At 61.7% G+C, this 14,453-nt stretch carries 16 protein-coding genes; 8 read left to right on the plus strand and 8 right to left on the minus strand.

All coding sequences use genetic code 11. The annotated features are described in order from the left end of the window. Window positions 1-118: 118 nt before the first annotated feature. Both dbpA and WBF69_RS08780 read left to right on the plus strand, forming a co-directional pair. Window positions 119-1,501, plus strand: coding sequence for an ATP-dependent RNA helicase DbpA (gene dbpA, locus WBF69_RS08775; protein WP_424263273.1), 1,383 nt, complete (start codon window positions 119-121; stop codon window positions 1,499-1,501). A gap of 76 nt (window positions 1,502-1,577) precedes the next feature. Continuing rightward, entirely contained in the window at window positions 1,578-2,468 is an 891-nt protein-coding gene (locus tag WBF69_RS08780; RefSeq protein ID WP_424263275.1) for a lipid A biosynthesis lauroyl acyltransferase, read from the plus strand. 1 nt (window position 2,469) lies between these two features. On the opposite strand, the gene tehB is transcribed toward WBF69_RS08780, so the two are convergent. Further along, the gene (gene tehB / locus WBF69_RS08785; protein WP_424263277.1) at window positions 2,470-3,030 is read right to left on the minus strand and encodes a tellurite resistance methyltransferase TehB; all 561 of its coding nucleotides are present in this window, start codon (window positions 3,028-3,030) and stop codon (window positions 2,470-2,472) included. 220 nt (window positions 3,031-3,250) lie between these two features. Here tehB and rfbA point away from each other — a divergent pair, with 220 nt between their 5' ends. The 3 genes from rfbA to WBF69_RS08800 are packed head-to-tail and all read left to right on the plus strand — an operon-like array spanning window position 3,251 to window position 5,348. Then, window positions 3,251-4,129 carry a glucose-1-phosphate thymidylyltransferase RfbA gene (gene rfbA, locus WBF69_RS08790; RefSeq protein WP_424263279.1) on the plus strand — a complete coding sequence of 293 codons (879 nt, stop codon included), beginning with the start codon at window positions 3,251-3,253 and terminating at the stop codon, window positions 4,127-4,129. Beyond that, the gene (gene rfbC, locus WBF69_RS08795) at window positions 4,126-4,662 is read left to right on the plus strand and encodes a dTDP-4-dehydrorhamnose 3,5-epimerase (RefSeq protein WP_424263281.1); all 537 of its coding nucleotides are present in this window, start codon (window positions 4,126-4,128) and stop codon (window positions 4,660-4,662) included. Before rfbA ends, rfbC begins: the two co-directional genes overlap by 4 nt. Next, the gene (locus WBF69_RS08800; protein WP_424263283.1) at window positions 4,659-5,348 is read left to right on the plus strand and encodes a DNA-3-methyladenine glycosylase I; all 690 of its coding nucleotides are present in this window, start codon (window positions 4,659-4,661) and stop codon (window positions 5,346-5,348) included. The genes rfbC and WBF69_RS08800 overlap by 4 nt, the downstream gene beginning before the upstream one ends. Window positions 5,349-5,362: 14 nt before the next feature. On the opposite strand, the gene WBF69_RS08805 is transcribed toward WBF69_RS08800, so the two are convergent. Next, on the minus strand, window positions 5,363-6,010 hold the full coding sequence (locus WBF69_RS08805) for a TetR/AcrR family transcriptional regulator (RefSeq protein WP_424263285.1): 648 nt from the start codon (window positions 6,008-6,010) through the stop codon (window positions 5,363-5,365). 76 nt (window positions 6,011-6,086) lie between these two features. On the opposite strand from WBF69_RS08805, the gene WBF69_RS08810 reads away from it, so the two are divergent. Next, complete coding sequence (locus WBF69_RS08810) at window positions 6,087-6,953, plus strand: aldo/keto reductase family oxidoreductase (RefSeq protein ID WP_424263287.1); 867 nt, start codon at window positions 6,087-6,089, stop codon at window positions 6,951-6,953. Between the two features lie 22 nt (window positions 6,954-6,975). Here WBF69_RS08810 and chrA read toward each other — a convergent pair whose 3' ends face one another. Both chrA and WBF69_RS08820 read right to left on the minus strand, forming a co-directional pair. Then, window positions 6,976-8,202: a chromate efflux transporter gene (gene chrA, locus WBF69_RS08815; protein WP_424263289.1), complete on the minus strand. Its 1,227-nt coding sequence runs from the start codon at window positions 8,200-8,202 to the stop codon at window positions 6,976-6,978. Between the two features lie 85 nt (window positions 8,203-8,287). Continuing rightward, window positions 8,288-9,442 (minus strand): GGDEF domain-containing protein, encoded by a 1,155-nt coding sequence (locus tag WBF69_RS08820; RefSeq protein WP_424263291.1) that lies wholly within the window; start codon window positions 9,440-9,442, stop codon window positions 8,288-8,290. Here WBF69_RS08820 and WBF69_RS08825 point away from each other — a divergent pair. Then, entirely contained in the window at window positions 9,441-10,844 is a 1,404-nt protein-coding gene (locus tag WBF69_RS08825) for an MFS transporter (protein WP_424263293.1), read from the plus strand. The two genes, WBF69_RS08820 and WBF69_RS08825, sit on opposite strands and share 2 nt — an antisense overlap. 59 nt (window positions 10,845-10,903) lie before the next feature. Then, a complete protein-coding gene (locus WBF69_RS08830) occupies window positions 10,904-11,323 on the plus strand; it encodes an ACT domain-containing protein (RefSeq protein ID WP_424263295.1) in 420 nt (139 codons plus the stop codon). Here WBF69_RS08830 and WBF69_RS08835 read toward each other — a convergent pair. From WBF69_RS08835 to guaA, 4 genes are all read right to left on the minus strand, one after another. Then, complete coding sequence (locus WBF69_RS08835; RefSeq protein ID WP_424263297.1) at window positions 11,301-11,693, minus strand: VOC family protein; 393 nt, start codon at window positions 11,691-11,693, stop codon at window positions 11,301-11,303. The two genes, WBF69_RS08830 and WBF69_RS08835, sit on opposite strands and share 23 nt — an antisense overlap. Window positions 11,694-11,773: 80 nt before the next feature. Then, window positions 11,774-12,205, minus strand: coding sequence for an SRPBCC family protein (locus tag WBF69_RS08840; RefSeq protein WP_424263299.1), 432 nt, complete (start codon window positions 12,203-12,205; stop codon window positions 11,774-11,776). After that, on the minus strand, window positions 12,202-12,522 hold the full coding sequence (locus WBF69_RS08845; protein WP_424263301.1) for an ArsR/SmtB family transcription factor: 321 nt from the start codon (window positions 12,520-12,522) through the stop codon (window positions 12,202-12,204). The genes WBF69_RS08840 and WBF69_RS08845 overlap by 4 nt, the downstream gene beginning before the upstream one ends. 182 nt (window positions 12,523-12,704) lie before the next feature. Further along, the gene (gene guaA / locus WBF69_RS08850) at window positions 12,705-14,297 is read right to left on the minus strand and encodes a glutamine-hydrolyzing GMP synthase (RefSeq protein ID WP_424263303.1); all 1,593 of its coding nucleotides are present in this window, start codon (window positions 14,295-14,297) and stop codon (window positions 12,705-12,707) included. Window positions 14,298-14,453 lie beyond the last annotated feature (156 nt).

A 14,453-nucleotide genomic window follows, 5' to 3' on the forward strand; every position in this document is an offset into this window, starting at 1 on the left:
CCAATAGCCGATTCTCCGCAAGGCTGTGCCCTGGCTACGGGCAATCAGTCACCCGAACGCCACTCGATCTGGCATAAACCGGTAGACTGCCCCCATCGGTTCTCCTCCAAGCCCTATCGTGACCACACACACCTTCTCCACCCTGCCCCTTTCCCCCGCCCAGCTCGATAACCTGGCGCAGATGGGGTATGCCACCATGACGCCGATCCAGGCGCAAAGCCTGCCTATCATCCTGGATGGCCGCGATCTGATTGCGCAGGCCAAGACCGGTAGCGGCAAGACGGCGGCGTTCGGCCTGGGCATTCTGCACCGTCTGGACCCCGCGCGGTGGGCGCCGCAGGCGCTGGTCGTCTGCCCGACCCGCGAACTGTCTGAACAGGTCGCCGTCGAACTGCGGCGCCTGGCGCGCGCCGCTGGCAACGTCAAGGTGCTGACCCTGACGGGCGGCGCCTCTGCACGCCCCCAGAATGAATCGCTGGCGCATGGCGCCCACATCATCGTCGGCACACCGGGCCGCCTGCTGGATCACCTGGCGCGACAGACATTGGATCTGTCCGCCGTGCACACGCTGGTGCTGGACGAGGCAGACCGCATGGTGGACATGGGGTTTTTCGCGGACGTGATCGAGATCGCCCACGCCTGCCCGACCCAACGCCAGACGCTGCTGTTTTCCGCCACCTACCCGGACAGCATCCGCGACGACGTCGACCACCTGGTGATCAACCCGGAATTTGTCAAAGTCGATGCAGTGCATACCCAGGCGCAGATCGAACAGCACTTTTACGATATCGGCACGACGGATCGCGCCAGCGCGACCGCGATGCTGCTGCGCCATTTTCAGCCGGAATCGGCGCTGGTTTTCTGCAACACAAAAGCCGCCTGCGCGGATCTGGCTGCCCACCTGCAACAGGCAGGATTCAGCGCGTTGGCGCTGCATGGCGACATGGATCAGCGCGACCGCGACGATGTGCTGGTGCAGTTCTCGAACCACAGCAGCAATATTCTGGTGGCGACGGACGTGGCCGCGCGCGGGCTGGATATTCCGTCGCTGCCGATGGTGATCAACGTCGAACTGGCCCGCGATCCCCAGGTGCACACGCACCGGGTGGGCCGCACGGGCCGGATGCAGGAATCGGGGCTGGCGCTCAGCCTATGCGCCCCGGACGAGCAATACGTGGCGTCGCGCATCGCGCAGCAGCTTGAACAGCTCCTGGAACTGGAACCGCTGCCCCGCCAGAAATCCACAGGTGGACGGCCTGCCCAGGCCCCGATGGTGACGCTGCTGGTGCTAGGCGGTAAAAAGGCCAAGCTGCGTCCGGGCGACCTGCTGGGCGCCCTGACCGGAGACGGCGGGTTGACACGCGACCAGGTCGGCAAGATCCACATCACGGATCAGGTGTCCTATGTGGCGCTTAGCCGCGCTATTGCGCACCGGGCCTTTCCGCATCTGAACAACATTCTGATAAAGGGCAAAAAGCAGCGCATGAAGCTGCTGTCGTGACGGGGGACAGGCCCTGGCGTGCTAGCATGGACGTCTTGGCCCGATGTGGGCTTCCTGCTTGGAACCTGCTCACGCCATGACACACAGCGCCCGATCCGCCCTGCTCTCAGGCATGCTTTCGGGCCTGCTCCGTACGCTTTCCCTGCTGCCCTATCATTGGGTTGCCCGTCTGGGCGAGGGGCTGGGGTCCCTGCTCTACCTGATCCCCGGAAAACGCCGGCACATCCTGCACACCAATTTGCGCCTGTGTTTTCCAGAACACTCCGAATCCCACCGTCAGCGCCTGGCGCGCGCCTGCTTCCAGCATGTGATTCGCAGCTACCTGGAACGCGGCGTGCAATGGTATGGCAGCGCACAGGCCATCTCGGATCTGGTGGAACTGGACAGCGCCATCGATCTGCAGGACCGCTACGATCAACCCACCATTTTCCTGGGGTTCCACTTCGCGGCCATCGAAGCCGCCTGCATGTACTATTCGACACGTCATCCGGTCGCGTCCATCTATACGCCCATGTCGGATCAGGTGACCAACGAAATATCGATGGCGCAGCGCGCGCGATTCGGTACAATCATGATCCCGCGCCATGACAGCGCCCGCCAGATCTTGAAGGTCCTGAAATCGGGGCAGCCCATCATGCTGGCCGCCGATATGGATTTCGGGCTGCGTGATTCCGTATTCGTACCGTTTTTCGGTGTGCAGGCCTGCACGCTGACCGCCGTATCGCGCCTGGCGCGGCTAAGCGGCGCGCGCGTCGTCCCGTTTGTATCGGAAGTGCGGCCAGACTATCAGGGCTACAAGCTGCGCATTTATCCCGCCCTGCCGACGTTCCCCAGCGGGGATGATCAGGCCGACGCCTTGGCGATGAATCAATTCCTGGAAACGCGCATTCGCGAAATACCCGAGCAATACTACTGGGTGCATCGCCGGTTCAAACGGCGCCCGCCAGGCGAAGCGCCGGTTTACTGAATCAGGGCTTGCGCGCCAGCATGGTGGCGAACTGCAGCTGGGCGCCGTTGTGCATGGTGCCCAGGTCCTCATTGTATTTGACGAGATCCCATCCCTGATACTGGGCGCTGAGTTCCCCCGGTTTCAGGGTAAAGGGGAAATTCATGGGGCAAGGATATTCCGCCGTATCCATGGCGCACACAATCAGGTTGTATCCCCCCGGCAAGGTGCGCTGCTGCATATCGGCCAGCACGGCGCCCACGCGCGACGGGTCGATGAACATCAACGTCACGGTGCAGGCGATAAAACCATAATCCGCCCCGATGTCGGCCTGCTGGATATCGTAAACCTGCGGTGCGATCGTCTGGATGCCTTCCTGATCGACGATGGACTGCAGCGTGGCAATGGCCTGGGGGTTGGCATCCACTGCCGTGACACGGAACCCCCGCTGGCTAAGATACAGAGCGTTGCGACCGCTGGAACACCCCATGTCCAGCGCATCGCAGGGCGTGATGACCGCGCAGGCCTGCACGACTTCGCTATGGGCCTGATTCAGGCCGTAGCGGCTATTCAAATCTTCCATCGATTGACATCCTGTCCATTCAAACGCCACCGGGCGCCAAAGCGGCCATCGACCGCCTGCCCGGTACTTCATCAACAGCGGCGATAGTAGCAAACAGGGGCCGCGCGATCCCTAAAGACCCTATTTTCCTGCGGAAACAGCGCCCTCATGGCGCAGCCGCACCTGTAACCAGCCATAACCATTAAACTACGGGTCTTGCTTCCCTCCTTGCGCAGGCCCCATGAAAGGCATCATCTTGGCCGGCGGTTCCGGCACCCGGCTGCACCCCATCACCCGCGGCGTGTCCAAACAGCTGCTGCCGATCTACGACAAGCCCATGATCTACTACCCGCTGTCGGTGCTGATGCTGGCGGGCATCCACGACGTGCTCGTGATCTCGACACCGGAGGATCTGCCGGGATTCCGGCGCCTGCTGGGCGACGGGTCCGACTTTGGCATCTCGCTGTCGTATGCGGAACAGCCCTCGCCCGACGGTCTGGCCCAGGCCTTTCTGATCGGGGCGGACTTCATCGGCGACGAGCGCGTCTGCCTGGTGCTGGGGGACAATATCTTTTACGGCTACGGCTTCAGCCAGATGCTGCGCGAAGCCGCGCAGCGCCCCTCCGGGGCGACGGTCTTTGGCTACCGGGTGGCAGATCCGGAACGATTTGGCGTGGTCGAATTCAATGCCGACGGTCAGGCGATCTCCATTCAGGAAAAACCGCAGCGGCCCAAATCCCCTTATGCCGTCACCGGCCTGTACTTCTACGATAACGACGTTGTAGACATCGCCCGCCAAGTGCGCCCGTCGGCGCGCGGGGAACTGGAAATCACCGATATCAACAACGCCTATCTGCAGCGCGGCGATCTGCATGTGCAAGTGCTGGGGCGCGGTTTTGCCTGGCTGGACACCGGCACTCACGCAAGCCTGCTGGACGCCGGCACCTATGTGCAGACGATCGAACATCGCCAGGGTCAGAAAGTAGCCTGCCTGGAGGAAATCGCCTTCAACAACGGCTGGCTGGATCGCGTCGGCCTGATCGAACGGGGCCAACGGCTGTCCAAGACGGACTACGGACAATATCTGCTGGCGCTGGGCCGCGAGGGCGGCGGGCAATGAAGGTCATCGACACCATCCTGCCAGGCGTGCGTCTGATCGATCCGCAGGTATTCGGCGACGCGCGCGGATTTTTCCTGGAATCCTTCAGCGCCCGCCGCTACCGCCAGGAGGTCGGCATCACACTGGATTTTGTGCAGGACAATGTCTCGCGATCCACCTACGGGGTACTGCGCGGCCTGCACTTTCAGCGCCAACGCCCGCAGGGCAAACTGATCCAGGTGATCGAGGGCACCGTCTTTGATGTGGCCGTGGATATCAATCCGCAGTCCGCCACTTTTGGACAGCACGTCGCCGCTGAACTATCCGCCGACAACCATCGCCAGATCTGGATTCCGCCAGGCTACGCGCATGGTTTCTGCGTCCTGAGCGAATCGGCGATCTTTCAATACAAATGCACGGACTACTACGACCCTGCTGACGAGGGCGGCCTGGCCTGGAACTGCCCGGATCTGGCCATCCCCTGGCCGATCAACGATCCGGCGCTGTCGGACAAAGACCGGCGGCATCCAGGGCTGGCAAGCCTCGTCAAATGACAAACCATCTGAGCTATCCCTGGCTTTACGACACGGTCCGCGCGCGTTTCGATTCCGACGAGGCCATGGAAGCCTTTCTGCCGCAGGCGCTGGCGCCGGACGCGCTGAAGCGCAAAGGCGATGATCGATACCTGTCCGCGATGACGCAGCGGGTGTTTCAGGCGGGCATGCAGCATTCGGTCGTGGATGCCAAATGGCCTGCCTTCGAAGAGGCCTTTGCGGGCTTTGATCCCGAGGCCATGGCCATGATCGGCGCGGCGGACATTGAACACCACCTGCGCAACACAGGCATCATCCGCCACGCCGCCAAATTGCAGACCATCCCCGGCAATGCCCGATTCATCCTGGACATCCGCCGGGAACATGGCGGCAGCTTCGGCGCCTGGATCGCCGATTGGCCTGTGACCGACATCATCGGCTTATGGCGTCGGCTTGCCCAGGACGGGGCGCGCCTGGGGGGGCGATCCGGGGCTGGATTCCTGCGTCTGGCGGGCAAGGATACATTTCTGCTGACCAGCCATGTGGTCGAACGCCTGGTGCTTGCCGGCGCCATCACCCGAACCCCCAGCAGTCGGCGCGATCTGCAGGCCGTGCAGGATGCGTTCAATGCCTTGCAGCAAAGCTCCGGCAGGCCATTGTGCCAGCTGTCATCCATGCTGGCGCTCAGCATCCACCCGGCGTTCTAACTGCAAGCGACAAGCTAGGGCGATACCGCTGTCATCCGGCGGGGGTGCGCCTGGAAAAAAGATGCCAACAACAGCGTAAGCTGCGCTTCTAGCCCATCCTCGGTTCCGGCGCTGGCCATCCCCTCCAGCACGGCCCGCACGGGACCAATCATCGCATTGAGCGCAATCATGGCCGTCATCGCAGGATCGTCAAAATGCACATCGACCGCGCTGGCGAGCATGTCCGTGATCGACGCCGCCATGCGCGCCTGCGCGTGTGCGCACAATTCGGCGCCACCACGTTCCGCCGCCACGGCATAGAGCGCTTTCGATTCCTCGGGGTCGCGCAGCTTAGCAGCCAGAAAGGCGCGAACCAGCACCGATGCCATATCAGAGACCGGCCTGCCTTGTTGCTCTCGGCACACACGGGCGCAGGCATCGGCGATGCCATCCAAATGTCGCTTCAATATGGCGGCAAGCAGCGCATCGCGATTCGGATAGTACTGATACAGGCTGCCGACCGACGTGCCCGCGCGCACCGCGACCCTGGTCGTCGTGCAGCGGCCCAGGCCTTCCCGCATCAAAACCTGAACGGCAGCGATATGCAGTGCCTCGACGGTGGCGGATGATCTGGCCTGGACCGGGGATTTGCGCGGCTGCAGAGCCGCTCTGTCTTTACTCATGGAATGCGAATTCAAAAACTGAAGAATCATTCATATACTGCTTTACAGCAAGTCCCGCAACCTACCAAGGAAAACCATGAGTCATTCCAAGCAGACCAGCACCTACTCTCTGGGCACCTGCTGCGTAAAGCGACTCGGCTACGGCGCCATGCAAATCGCAGGCCCTGGCGTATTCGGGCCGCCCAAGGACCACGATGCGGCACTGGCGGTACTGCGCGAGACAGTCGCACTTGGCATCGACCATATCGACACCAGCGACTTCTATGGCCCCCACATCACCAACCAGCTCATCCGCCAGGCCCTCCACCCCTACTCCGACGATCTTGTCATCGTGACCAAGGTCGGCGCCCGACGCGGCAACGACGCTTCCTGGCTGCCTGCCCTCTCAGCCGAGGAGTTGACGCAGGCCGTACACGACAATCTGCGCAATCTCGGCCTCGATGTGCTGGACGTGGTCAATCTGCGGATCATGTTCGACATCATGGGACCGACCGAGGGTTCGATCGAGGCGCCGTTGACCGCCCTGGCCGAACTGCAGCGGCAAGGGCTGGTGCGCTACATCGGCCTGAGCAACGTCACGACCGCCCAAGTGGTCGAGGCGCGCCGGCTTGTTGAGATCGTCTGCGTACAAAATCACTACAACATTGCGCATCGACAGGACGACGACTTGATCGACATGCTTGCCCGCGATGGGATCGCCTACGTGCCGTTCTTCCCTCTATGCGGATTTTCACCGCTGCGATCTTCTACGCTTGCGGCGATTGCGGGCCGACTGGGCGCAACGCCGAGGCAGGTGGCGCTGGCATGGCTACTGCACCGATCGCCTAATCTCCTGCTGATTCCCGGCACCTCATCAGTCGCGCACCTGCGCGAAAACCTGGCCGCCGCCGAACTCGAGCTGCCATCCGAGGTGATCACCGAACTGAATGGCATCACGGCGTAGACAGGTGATTCTTTTCAGGGCCTCACAGAATCGTACTGAATACGGCGCCAACAACACCGCTGCCCAGCACGACCAGCCACGGCGGCAATTTCCAGAACATCAGGGCGATCAGGGCCACCAGAGCCAAGCCGAAATCCTGCGGCGCATGAATCGCGCTCGTCCATACCGGCTGATAGAGCGCTGCCAGCAGCAGACCGACCACAGCGGCATTGATGCCCGACAGTGCCGCCCGCATGCGGATATTGAGGCGCAGAGTTTCCCAGAACGGCAGCGCCCCCATGACCAGCAGAAAGGACGGCGCGAAGATCGCCAGCAGGCAGATCAGGCCGCCGACCCAGCCAGCGGGAGCCTGATTCATCGAGGCGCCGAGAAACGCCGCAAAGGTGAAAAGCGGGCCAGGGACAGCCTGCGCGGCACCGTAGCCCGCCAGAAAAGCGTCGTTGCCGACCCAACCGGCCTGCACCACTTCAGCCTGCAGCAGCGGCAACACCACATGTCCGCCACCAAACACCAGCGATCCGGCCCGATAGAAGGCATCCGCCATCGCCAACGGCTGATTCGGGAGCATGGATGCCAGCAAGGGCAAACCCATCAGCAAGGTAAAAAACAGCGTCAGCCAAAGCAAGCCCGCGCGGCGCCGCAGGGGAATCGGTAACGGGTCATGCGCGGACCCCTGCCGTGGTTTGAACAGCCACAAGCCAATGATCGCTGCAAGGGCGATGCCTCCCACCTGCCCCCAGACGGACGGCGCCAGCAGCGCGAAACAGCTTGTCGCCGCCATGATGGTGATGCGCGGCGCGTCGGGGCAGAGATTGCGCGCCATCCCCCATACGGCTTGCGCAACCACCGCCACGGCCACCACCTTCAATCCATGCAGCACGCCAGACGGCATGGCATCCCCGTAACCGGCAATGCCCAGCGCAAACAGAATCAGCGCAATCGCCGAAGGCAGCGTGAAGCCTGCCCATGCAGCCAACGCTCCGGCATAGCCGGATCGGGACAGCCCAAGTGCGATGCCGACCTGGCTGCTGGCCGGTCCTGGCAGGAATTGACAGAGGGCGATCAAATCCGCATAGCTTTGTTCGTTCAACCACCGCCGTCGCGTCACGAACTCATCGCGGAAGTAGCCCAGGTGCGCAATCGGACCGCCGAAAGAGGTCAGACCCAGCCGCAGGAAAATCAGAAAGACGGCCCAAGGGCTGCCGTCCGTCCGAAGGGTATCGATCACGGTCTCATTTTGATCGTTCATGTCTTCAGCTGCGCCATCTTAGAGCGGACTCGTCCGGGGTTTTGGCGGCAATGGCGAGATTTGCGGGAAGCTGGCTGTCCTGCATTCAAACCGCCAGCGCCCATTCCACACGATTGCGCCCCGAAGCCTTGCCGCGATAGAGCGCAGCATCCGCCTGCCGCAGGACTTCGTCCAACGCTTCGGCGTTGGCAAAACCCAGAGACACCCCGATGGTGACCGTGCACCGGACCGGTTCGCGCGGATCGTTGCCGCTCACCTGGCTGGATGCCACCGCCTCGCGCATGCGCTCGGCCAGGTACAGCGCGCCGCCACGGTCGGTATTCAGCGCAATCACGACAAACTCCTCACCCCCCAACCTGCAGGCAAGATCCCCTTGCCGGGCCGTGCCTTTGAGGGCATCCGCCACGCGGCACAGGACGGCATCTCCCATTTGGTGGCCATGGTCATCGTTGATCTGCTTGAAATGATCGATGTCCACGATCAGCAGATGCGCGGACCCTGCGACCCTGGAGCGGAAATGCGCAGCCAGTCCTTCCGTCAGGCCGCGCCGGTTCAACAGGCCGGTCAGAGGATCCTTGACGGACAGAACCCGCAACTGCTCGACGAGGCGGCTCAACACCAGCCAAACGGCTGCCGGCGGCAGCACCGTGCCCAGGAACGACATATAGATGTAGAACGCGATCTGAAAGCGGCTGTTCATATCCAGAGCCTGCAGCCCACCTTGCAGAATCATCATGAATTTCGCAGCATTCAGCGCGCAGATGCCGCCGATCAAAACGGCAAACAGGATCATCTCGACGCGCAGGTCTCTGGCGAACGTACGGACGCCGTAGAGCAAGATCACGGACATGCCAAAGAACAAGGCTGCGCAGGAAGCGGCCAGCAAGGCATGACGGGCCTCGGTCCCCAGGGTAGCCTGCACCAGCACCTGAGCCAAGGTGTAGAGGCCGGCCACTGTGAGCAATGGCCGCCACACCGGGACGGGACGGTCAAAGAAGCGAATCGCCCCCAGCATATACGCCACGGGCGAGCAGAACGTCAGCGTGTGATTGACGACGCTTGCTACCCCCCCGTCACCCAGCAACTGCAGAAGATAGGCCAGTCCCAGCAGGAGATGGCCGGCAGCAAAGACGTCCGTGCCCATTTTCCTGTCGTTCAGCCGGGTGCTGATCAGCAGGAACATCACGCAGAAACACATCAGATGCACGCAGAGCATGCCCAGGATGACAGTCGCATTCATGAATCAATTAAGTCTTTCTGCACTTGTGAGCTGTTTTAAGCATGGATTAAAGATTTTCGTCAGGGAGATTGTGCTTGAATGTTTCAAGAAAGTCTTTAGAGACTTTCACCGCGACTGGAAGCGCCGCCTTGGTCCGTCCCAATACGATATGATCGCCCTCGCACACCCGCGCTGCGCGGACGATCAGCTGGAACCGAAGGAAACGCCGCGAGTGGACGCACACAACAGCCATACCCCCATCCTTAGCATTCAGGGCGTCAATCTTCTGCTGATCGTCATCATCCTGGGCGTGGCCAGTTTCAGCGTTCTTTTGCCGCTCTCGCCTGCGTGGGCGCTGGCCAGGGGAGCCAGCGAGGCCGCTGCGGGCAGCGTGACCACGGTCCTGATGGCAAGCACCATCATGACTCAATTCGCCATGAACAAGGCCCTGCGGACATTCGGGTGGGCGAAGGTATTGGCCTTGGGGTTGATCGCGCTTGGCGCGCCGGCCACGCTGCAGGCCCTGGGCACGGGCTCCGCCGCCATCCTGATTTCCAGCGCCCTGCGCGGCATCGGCTTCGGCATCCTGACGGTTGGCGGCGCCACGGCTATCGCGCTCCTCGTACCCGCCGCCAGACGGGGCGCCGCCGTCGGCGTGTACGGCCTGGCGCTTGCACTGCCCCAGCTGCTGCTCATGTCGTCGGCCCCCGTGCTGGAGCAACGATTTGGCAGCCTTGCCATGACCTTGATCGCGACCCTTCCTTTGGCGGGCCTGGTTCTGGTCCGCCCGCTGGGCGGCATCCTGGGCCGGCACGCCGCCTCGGATCAGGCGCCGGCTGACGCCGGATTATCAAAGCAGCCTTCCACGTTCCGCCTGATCGCCCCCTCGTTGCTGGTCCTGCTGATCGCCACCAGCGGTGGGGGCGCTGTCCTGACCTTTGCCAGCCAAATGGCCCTGGATGCGCCCTCTGCCGCGATCATGCTGTTGTGCCTGACCGGCTTTGCCACCCCTACCCGATGGATCTTCGGTGTGCTCAGCGACCGCCACGACATCCTGAAGATGATCACCGGACTGTGCGTCGTGCTGGTGCTCGGCATGGCAGCGCTCAGTATCGCCCTGTCGATCGGCGATCCACATACGGCGCAATGGACGCTTTATCTTGGCAGCGTCCTGCTTGGACTGGCCTACGGCGGGCTGCAAAGCACGTCTCTCGTTCTGGCTTTCAGGCGCGGAGGATCCACTCGGCTGACGCGCGTCTCGGTGCTATGGAACGTCTCTTTTGACCTGGGCACAGGCGTGGGCGCGCTGGCTGCCGGCGCCCTTGCCACTGCGGCGGGGTTCCCCTTCGCCTTCGCCTGCCTGACGGCCCTGTCGCTACTCGGCGCGATGATTGCACTAAGGCGGCTTTACAGTTCTGCGTAGTCAGGGTCGTCGTAGACGACAGGCGAAATTTTCGATTTTGTCAGACAAGGTAAATGCAAATGGCGTCTCACGTTAAATTGCGGCTTTTGAACGGAGCCTATGGGGTGGCTCGGCTGCGCTCTTCCGATCCTGTTCCGGCATGGGCCGACGGGAGCGGATTCGTCAGCATCAGCCGCACCGACGACGAGCTTTCCATCGTCTGCCTGCAAGATCGCATCCCGCACGATGTGCAGGTGGATGGCGACTGGTCATGCTTCAAATTCCAAGGCCCGTTTGCCTTTGATGAAACCGGCATCGTGCTGTCCGTGATCGAGCCTTTATCGACCAACGGTATCGGGATCTTTGTGGTTTCCACCTTTGATGGAGACCACCTGCTTGTGAAATCGAGCAACCTGGAAAAAACACGCAGCCTGCTAAAGCAGGCGGGCCATACTCTGGGCGCACAGGCCGCCGACGCTACCAACGCGCCAACTGGGTGATCTGGAGGATGTTGCCGCAGGCGTCATACAACTGGGCGATGGTCGAGCCGGTTACTTCGGTCGGCGCCATTGCGAAGTCGCCGCCGCGCGTTTTGATGCGTTCATAGTCGCCTTGAATGTCATCGGTGTAGAAATTGATCGCGGGCTGACCTTGCTGGAAGATGGCTTGCTGGTACGCCTTGCCCGCCGGATTGTCATTGAGCGCAAGCTGCAGCTCAGTCCCCTCCGGCTCGTCGGGCGAAGCCACCGTCAGCCAACGAAACGCCCCGTTGCTGAAGTCGGCCTTCTTGGCGAAGCCCAGAACCTGCGTATAGAAGTGCAAAGCCTTCTCTTGGTCGTCTACATACACCTTGGTCAATTTGATCTTCATGAGTGCTTCCTTCGCTATTTGCGTTGATGAAGTTGCGCCCAGAACCACAGACGCATCGGTTGGAATCGCATGGATGGCTTTTAATCGACCTGGGGCAAAATCTGCTCCAGCTTCTCGAAGAAGTCCCGCCACCCCGCCTTCGCGCCGCCGAGTGCCCGTTTTTGATCGGGCCGGAAACCTGCTTGCTCCACCCGCAAGCGGGTTCCTATACGTATAGGTTCGAGAGTGAAGGTCACCACACTTTGCAGATCGAAGGCGGGATCGTCGTGCGTAAAATTCCACGTATAGGACAAAGTCGTGTTCGGATCGACGATGAGCACTTCGCAATCCAGCACACCGCCCCAATCGCCACGCAGCTTGAAGCGGTGGCCGACGACCGGACTGAAGTCGTTCTTCATGAGCCATTCCTGGATCAGGTGGGGCTGCGTGAGCGCCCGCCAGATTTTTTCTGGCCGATGCGCGATTTCGCGCTCAACAACGACGGTGCGTGTGTCGGTCGGTATGTCGTTCATTGGTCCATCCGATTGAGTAGGTCTTCGAGATCGTCAAACCTGTCTTGCCAGAAGCGCGTCATCTGATTTGTCCAGTCGATCAGCGGGGCAAGCGCGTCGAGCTGCGCGCTGTAGTGCGTCTGCCGCCCTTCATGACGGTTTTGCACCAGGCCAGCCTGTTTCAGGATGCCGAGATGCTTCGACACCGCCGGCTGCGAAATTCCCGCCTGAGCCGTCAGCGCCCCGACCGTCTGTTCGCCTTCGCGACATAGCCGCTCGAAGATCGCCCGGCGCGTCGGATCAGCCAGCGTTCTAAACAGGGCGTCGTGTGTGTTCACTGTTCAAATCCATAACCATTAGACTATATAATAATCATACGGCTATGTATTAATCAAGCGAAATCTGTCGCGGCGTCCTTGGCATCGTCGAGACTTGCTATTGATATGCACCAAGGCGAATGGGGGGCCACCTATGAAAAAACCGCTCTGTCAGAGCGGTTTCCAGTAAAAGGCCAAGCGGATCATTCCCACTCGATCGTAGCCGGCGGCTTGCTCGACACATCATACGTAACCCGATTGATCCCCCGGACCTCATTGATGATCCGCGACGAGACCTTCTTCAGCAGCGAATACGGCAATTCCGCCCAATCCGCCGTCATGAAGTCGGTGGTCTGCACGGCGCGCAGAGCCACGACGTAGTCGTAGGTGCGGCCATCGCCCATCACGCCCACGGATTTCACCGGCAGGAACACCGTGAAGGCCTGGGATGTCAATTCGTACCAGGACTTGCCGGACGCCGAATCGATGGTGTTGCGCAGTTCGGTGATGAAGATGTCGTCGGCGCGGCGCAGCAGGTCGGCGTATTCCTGTTTGACTTCGCCCAGGATGCGCACGCCCAGGCCCGGGCCGGGGAACGGGTGGCGGAAGACCATTTCGGGCGGCAGACCCAGGGCCAGACCCAGGTGGCGGACTTCGTCCTTGAACAGCTCACGCAGGGGTTCCAGCAGCTTCAGGTTCAGGGTGTCGGGCAGGCCGCCCACGTTGTGGTGGGACTTGATGGCGACGGCCTTGCCGGTCTTGGATGCCGCCGATTCGATGACGTCCGGGTAGATGGTGCCCTGGGCCAGCCAGCGGGCGGACGTCAGTTTGGCGGATTCGGCCTGGAAGACCTCGACGAATTCGCGACCGATGATCTTGCGCTTGGCTTCCGGGTCGGCGACGCCGGCCAGCTTGCTCATGAACTGTTCGCTGGCGTCGACATGGATGACGCGGATGCCCAGATGGCGCGCCATGGTGTCCATGACCTGCTTGGCCTCGTTCAGACGCAGCAGGCCGTGATCGACGAACACGCAAGTCAGCTGATCGCCGATGGCTTTATGAATCAGGGCGGCGGCCACAGAAGAATCCACCCCGCCCGACAGACCCAGAATGACTTCGTCGGAACCGACCTGCTCACGGATGCGGGCGACGGATTCGGCCACATAGTCGGGCATGTTCCAGTCGCGGGCGCAGCCGCAGATCTCGGTGACGAAACGCTGCAACAGGGCCTGGCCCTGCAGGGTATGAGTGACTTCGGGGTGGAACTGCACGGCGTAGAAGCCGCGCGTTTCATCGGCCATGCCCGCGATCTCGCACGAGGGCGTGGACGCCATACGGACGAAACCCGGCGGCAACGCCGTGACGCGGTCGCCGTGGCTCATCCAGACCTTCAGCATGCCGTGGCCTTCGGGGGTTTCGAAATCCTGCAGGCCGCTCAGCAGCCGGGTGTGACCGTGGGCGCGCACTTCGGCATAGCCGAATTCGCGGTGATCGGAAAATTCGACCTTGCCGCCCAATTGCATCGCCATCGACTGCATGCCGTAGCAGATGCCCAGCACCGGCACACCGACCTGGAAGACCGCACCGGGTACTTTCAAGGATTCGTCGGCATAGGCCGAGGCATGACTGCCCGACAGAATGATGCCCTTCAAGCCCTGCGCCAGCTGATTGCGGATGAAGTCGTCGTCTACATCGCCCGGATGGATCTCGCAGTAGACACCGGTGTCGCGCACGCGGCGGGCAATGAGTTGGGTGACCTGTGAACCATAGTCCAGGATGAGGATGCGCTGATGCATGATGGCTGACGTCGAAGGCTATTCAAGGCATTAATGTAACCCATGGATGAGTTCCCCTTCCACGGACAAGCACGATCAGACGTGCACCGGGCGCTCTTCTGACCATGTCTCGCCGACTGGACTTGGCCTGAAGCGCCCGCAGCCATTACAGTAGCT

Source organism: Castellaniella sp. (assembly GCF_049673105.1).
Lineage (GTDB): Bacteria > Pseudomonadota > Gammaproteobacteria > Burkholderiales > Burkholderiaceae_B > Castellaniella.

What these genes read in the sequence shown, in the direction of transcription:
- WBF69_RS08780 (WP_424263275.1), top strand. Translation starts at nt 1,578, where the DNA reads ATGACACACAGCGCCCGATCCGCCCTGCTCTCAGGCATGCTTTCGGGC.
- tehB (WP_424263277.1), bottom strand. Translation starts at nt 3,030, where the DNA reads ATGGAAGATTTGAATAGCCGCTACGGCCTGAATCAGGCCCATAGCGAA.
- rfbA (WP_424263279.1), top strand. Translation starts at nt 3,251, where the DNA reads ATGAAAGGCATCATCTTGGCCGGCGGTTCCGGCACCCGGCTGCACCCC.
- rfbC (WP_424263281.1), top strand. Translation starts at nt 4,126, where the DNA reads ATGAAGGTCATCGACACCATCCTGCCAGGCGTGCGTCTGATCGATCCG.
- WBF69_RS08800 (WP_424263283.1), top strand. Translation starts at nt 4,659, where the DNA reads ATGACAAACCATCTGAGCTATCCCTGGCTTTACGACACGGTCCGCGCG.
- WBF69_RS08805 (WP_424263285.1), bottom strand. Translation starts at nt 6,010, where the DNA reads ATGAGTAAAGACAGAGCGGCTCTGCAGCCGCGCAAATCCCCGGTCCAG.
- WBF69_RS08810 (WP_424263287.1), top strand. Translation starts at nt 6,087, where the DNA reads ATGAGTCATTCCAAGCAGACCAGCACCTACTCTCTGGGCACCTGCTGC.
- chrA (WP_424263289.1), bottom strand. Translation starts at nt 8,202, where the DNA reads ATGAACGATCAAAATGAGACCGTGATCGATACCCTTCGGACGGACGGC.
- WBF69_RS08825 (WP_424263293.1), top strand. Translation starts at nt 9,441, where the DNA reads ATGAATCAATTAAGTCTTTCTGCACTTGTGAGCTGTTTTAAGCATGGA.
- WBF69_RS08820 (WP_424263291.1), bottom strand. Translation starts at nt 9,442, where the DNA reads ATGAATGCGACTGTCATCCTGGGCATGCTCTGCGTGCATCTGATGTGT.
- WBF69_RS08830 (WP_424263295.1), top strand. Translation starts at nt 10,904, where the DNA reads ATGGCGTCTCACGTTAAATTGCGGCTTTTGAACGGAGCCTATGGGGTG.
- WBF69_RS08835 (WP_424263297.1), bottom strand. Translation starts at nt 11,693, where the DNA reads ATGAAGATCAAATTGACCAAGGTGTATGTAGACGACCAAGAGAAGGCT.
- WBF69_RS08840 (WP_424263299.1), bottom strand. Translation starts at nt 12,205, where the DNA reads ATGAACGACATACCGACCGACACACGCACCGTCGTTGTTGAGCGCGAA.
- guaA (WP_424263303.1), bottom strand. Translation starts at nt 14,297, where the DNA reads ATGCATCAGCGCATCCTCATCCTGGACTATGGTTCACAGGTCACCCAA.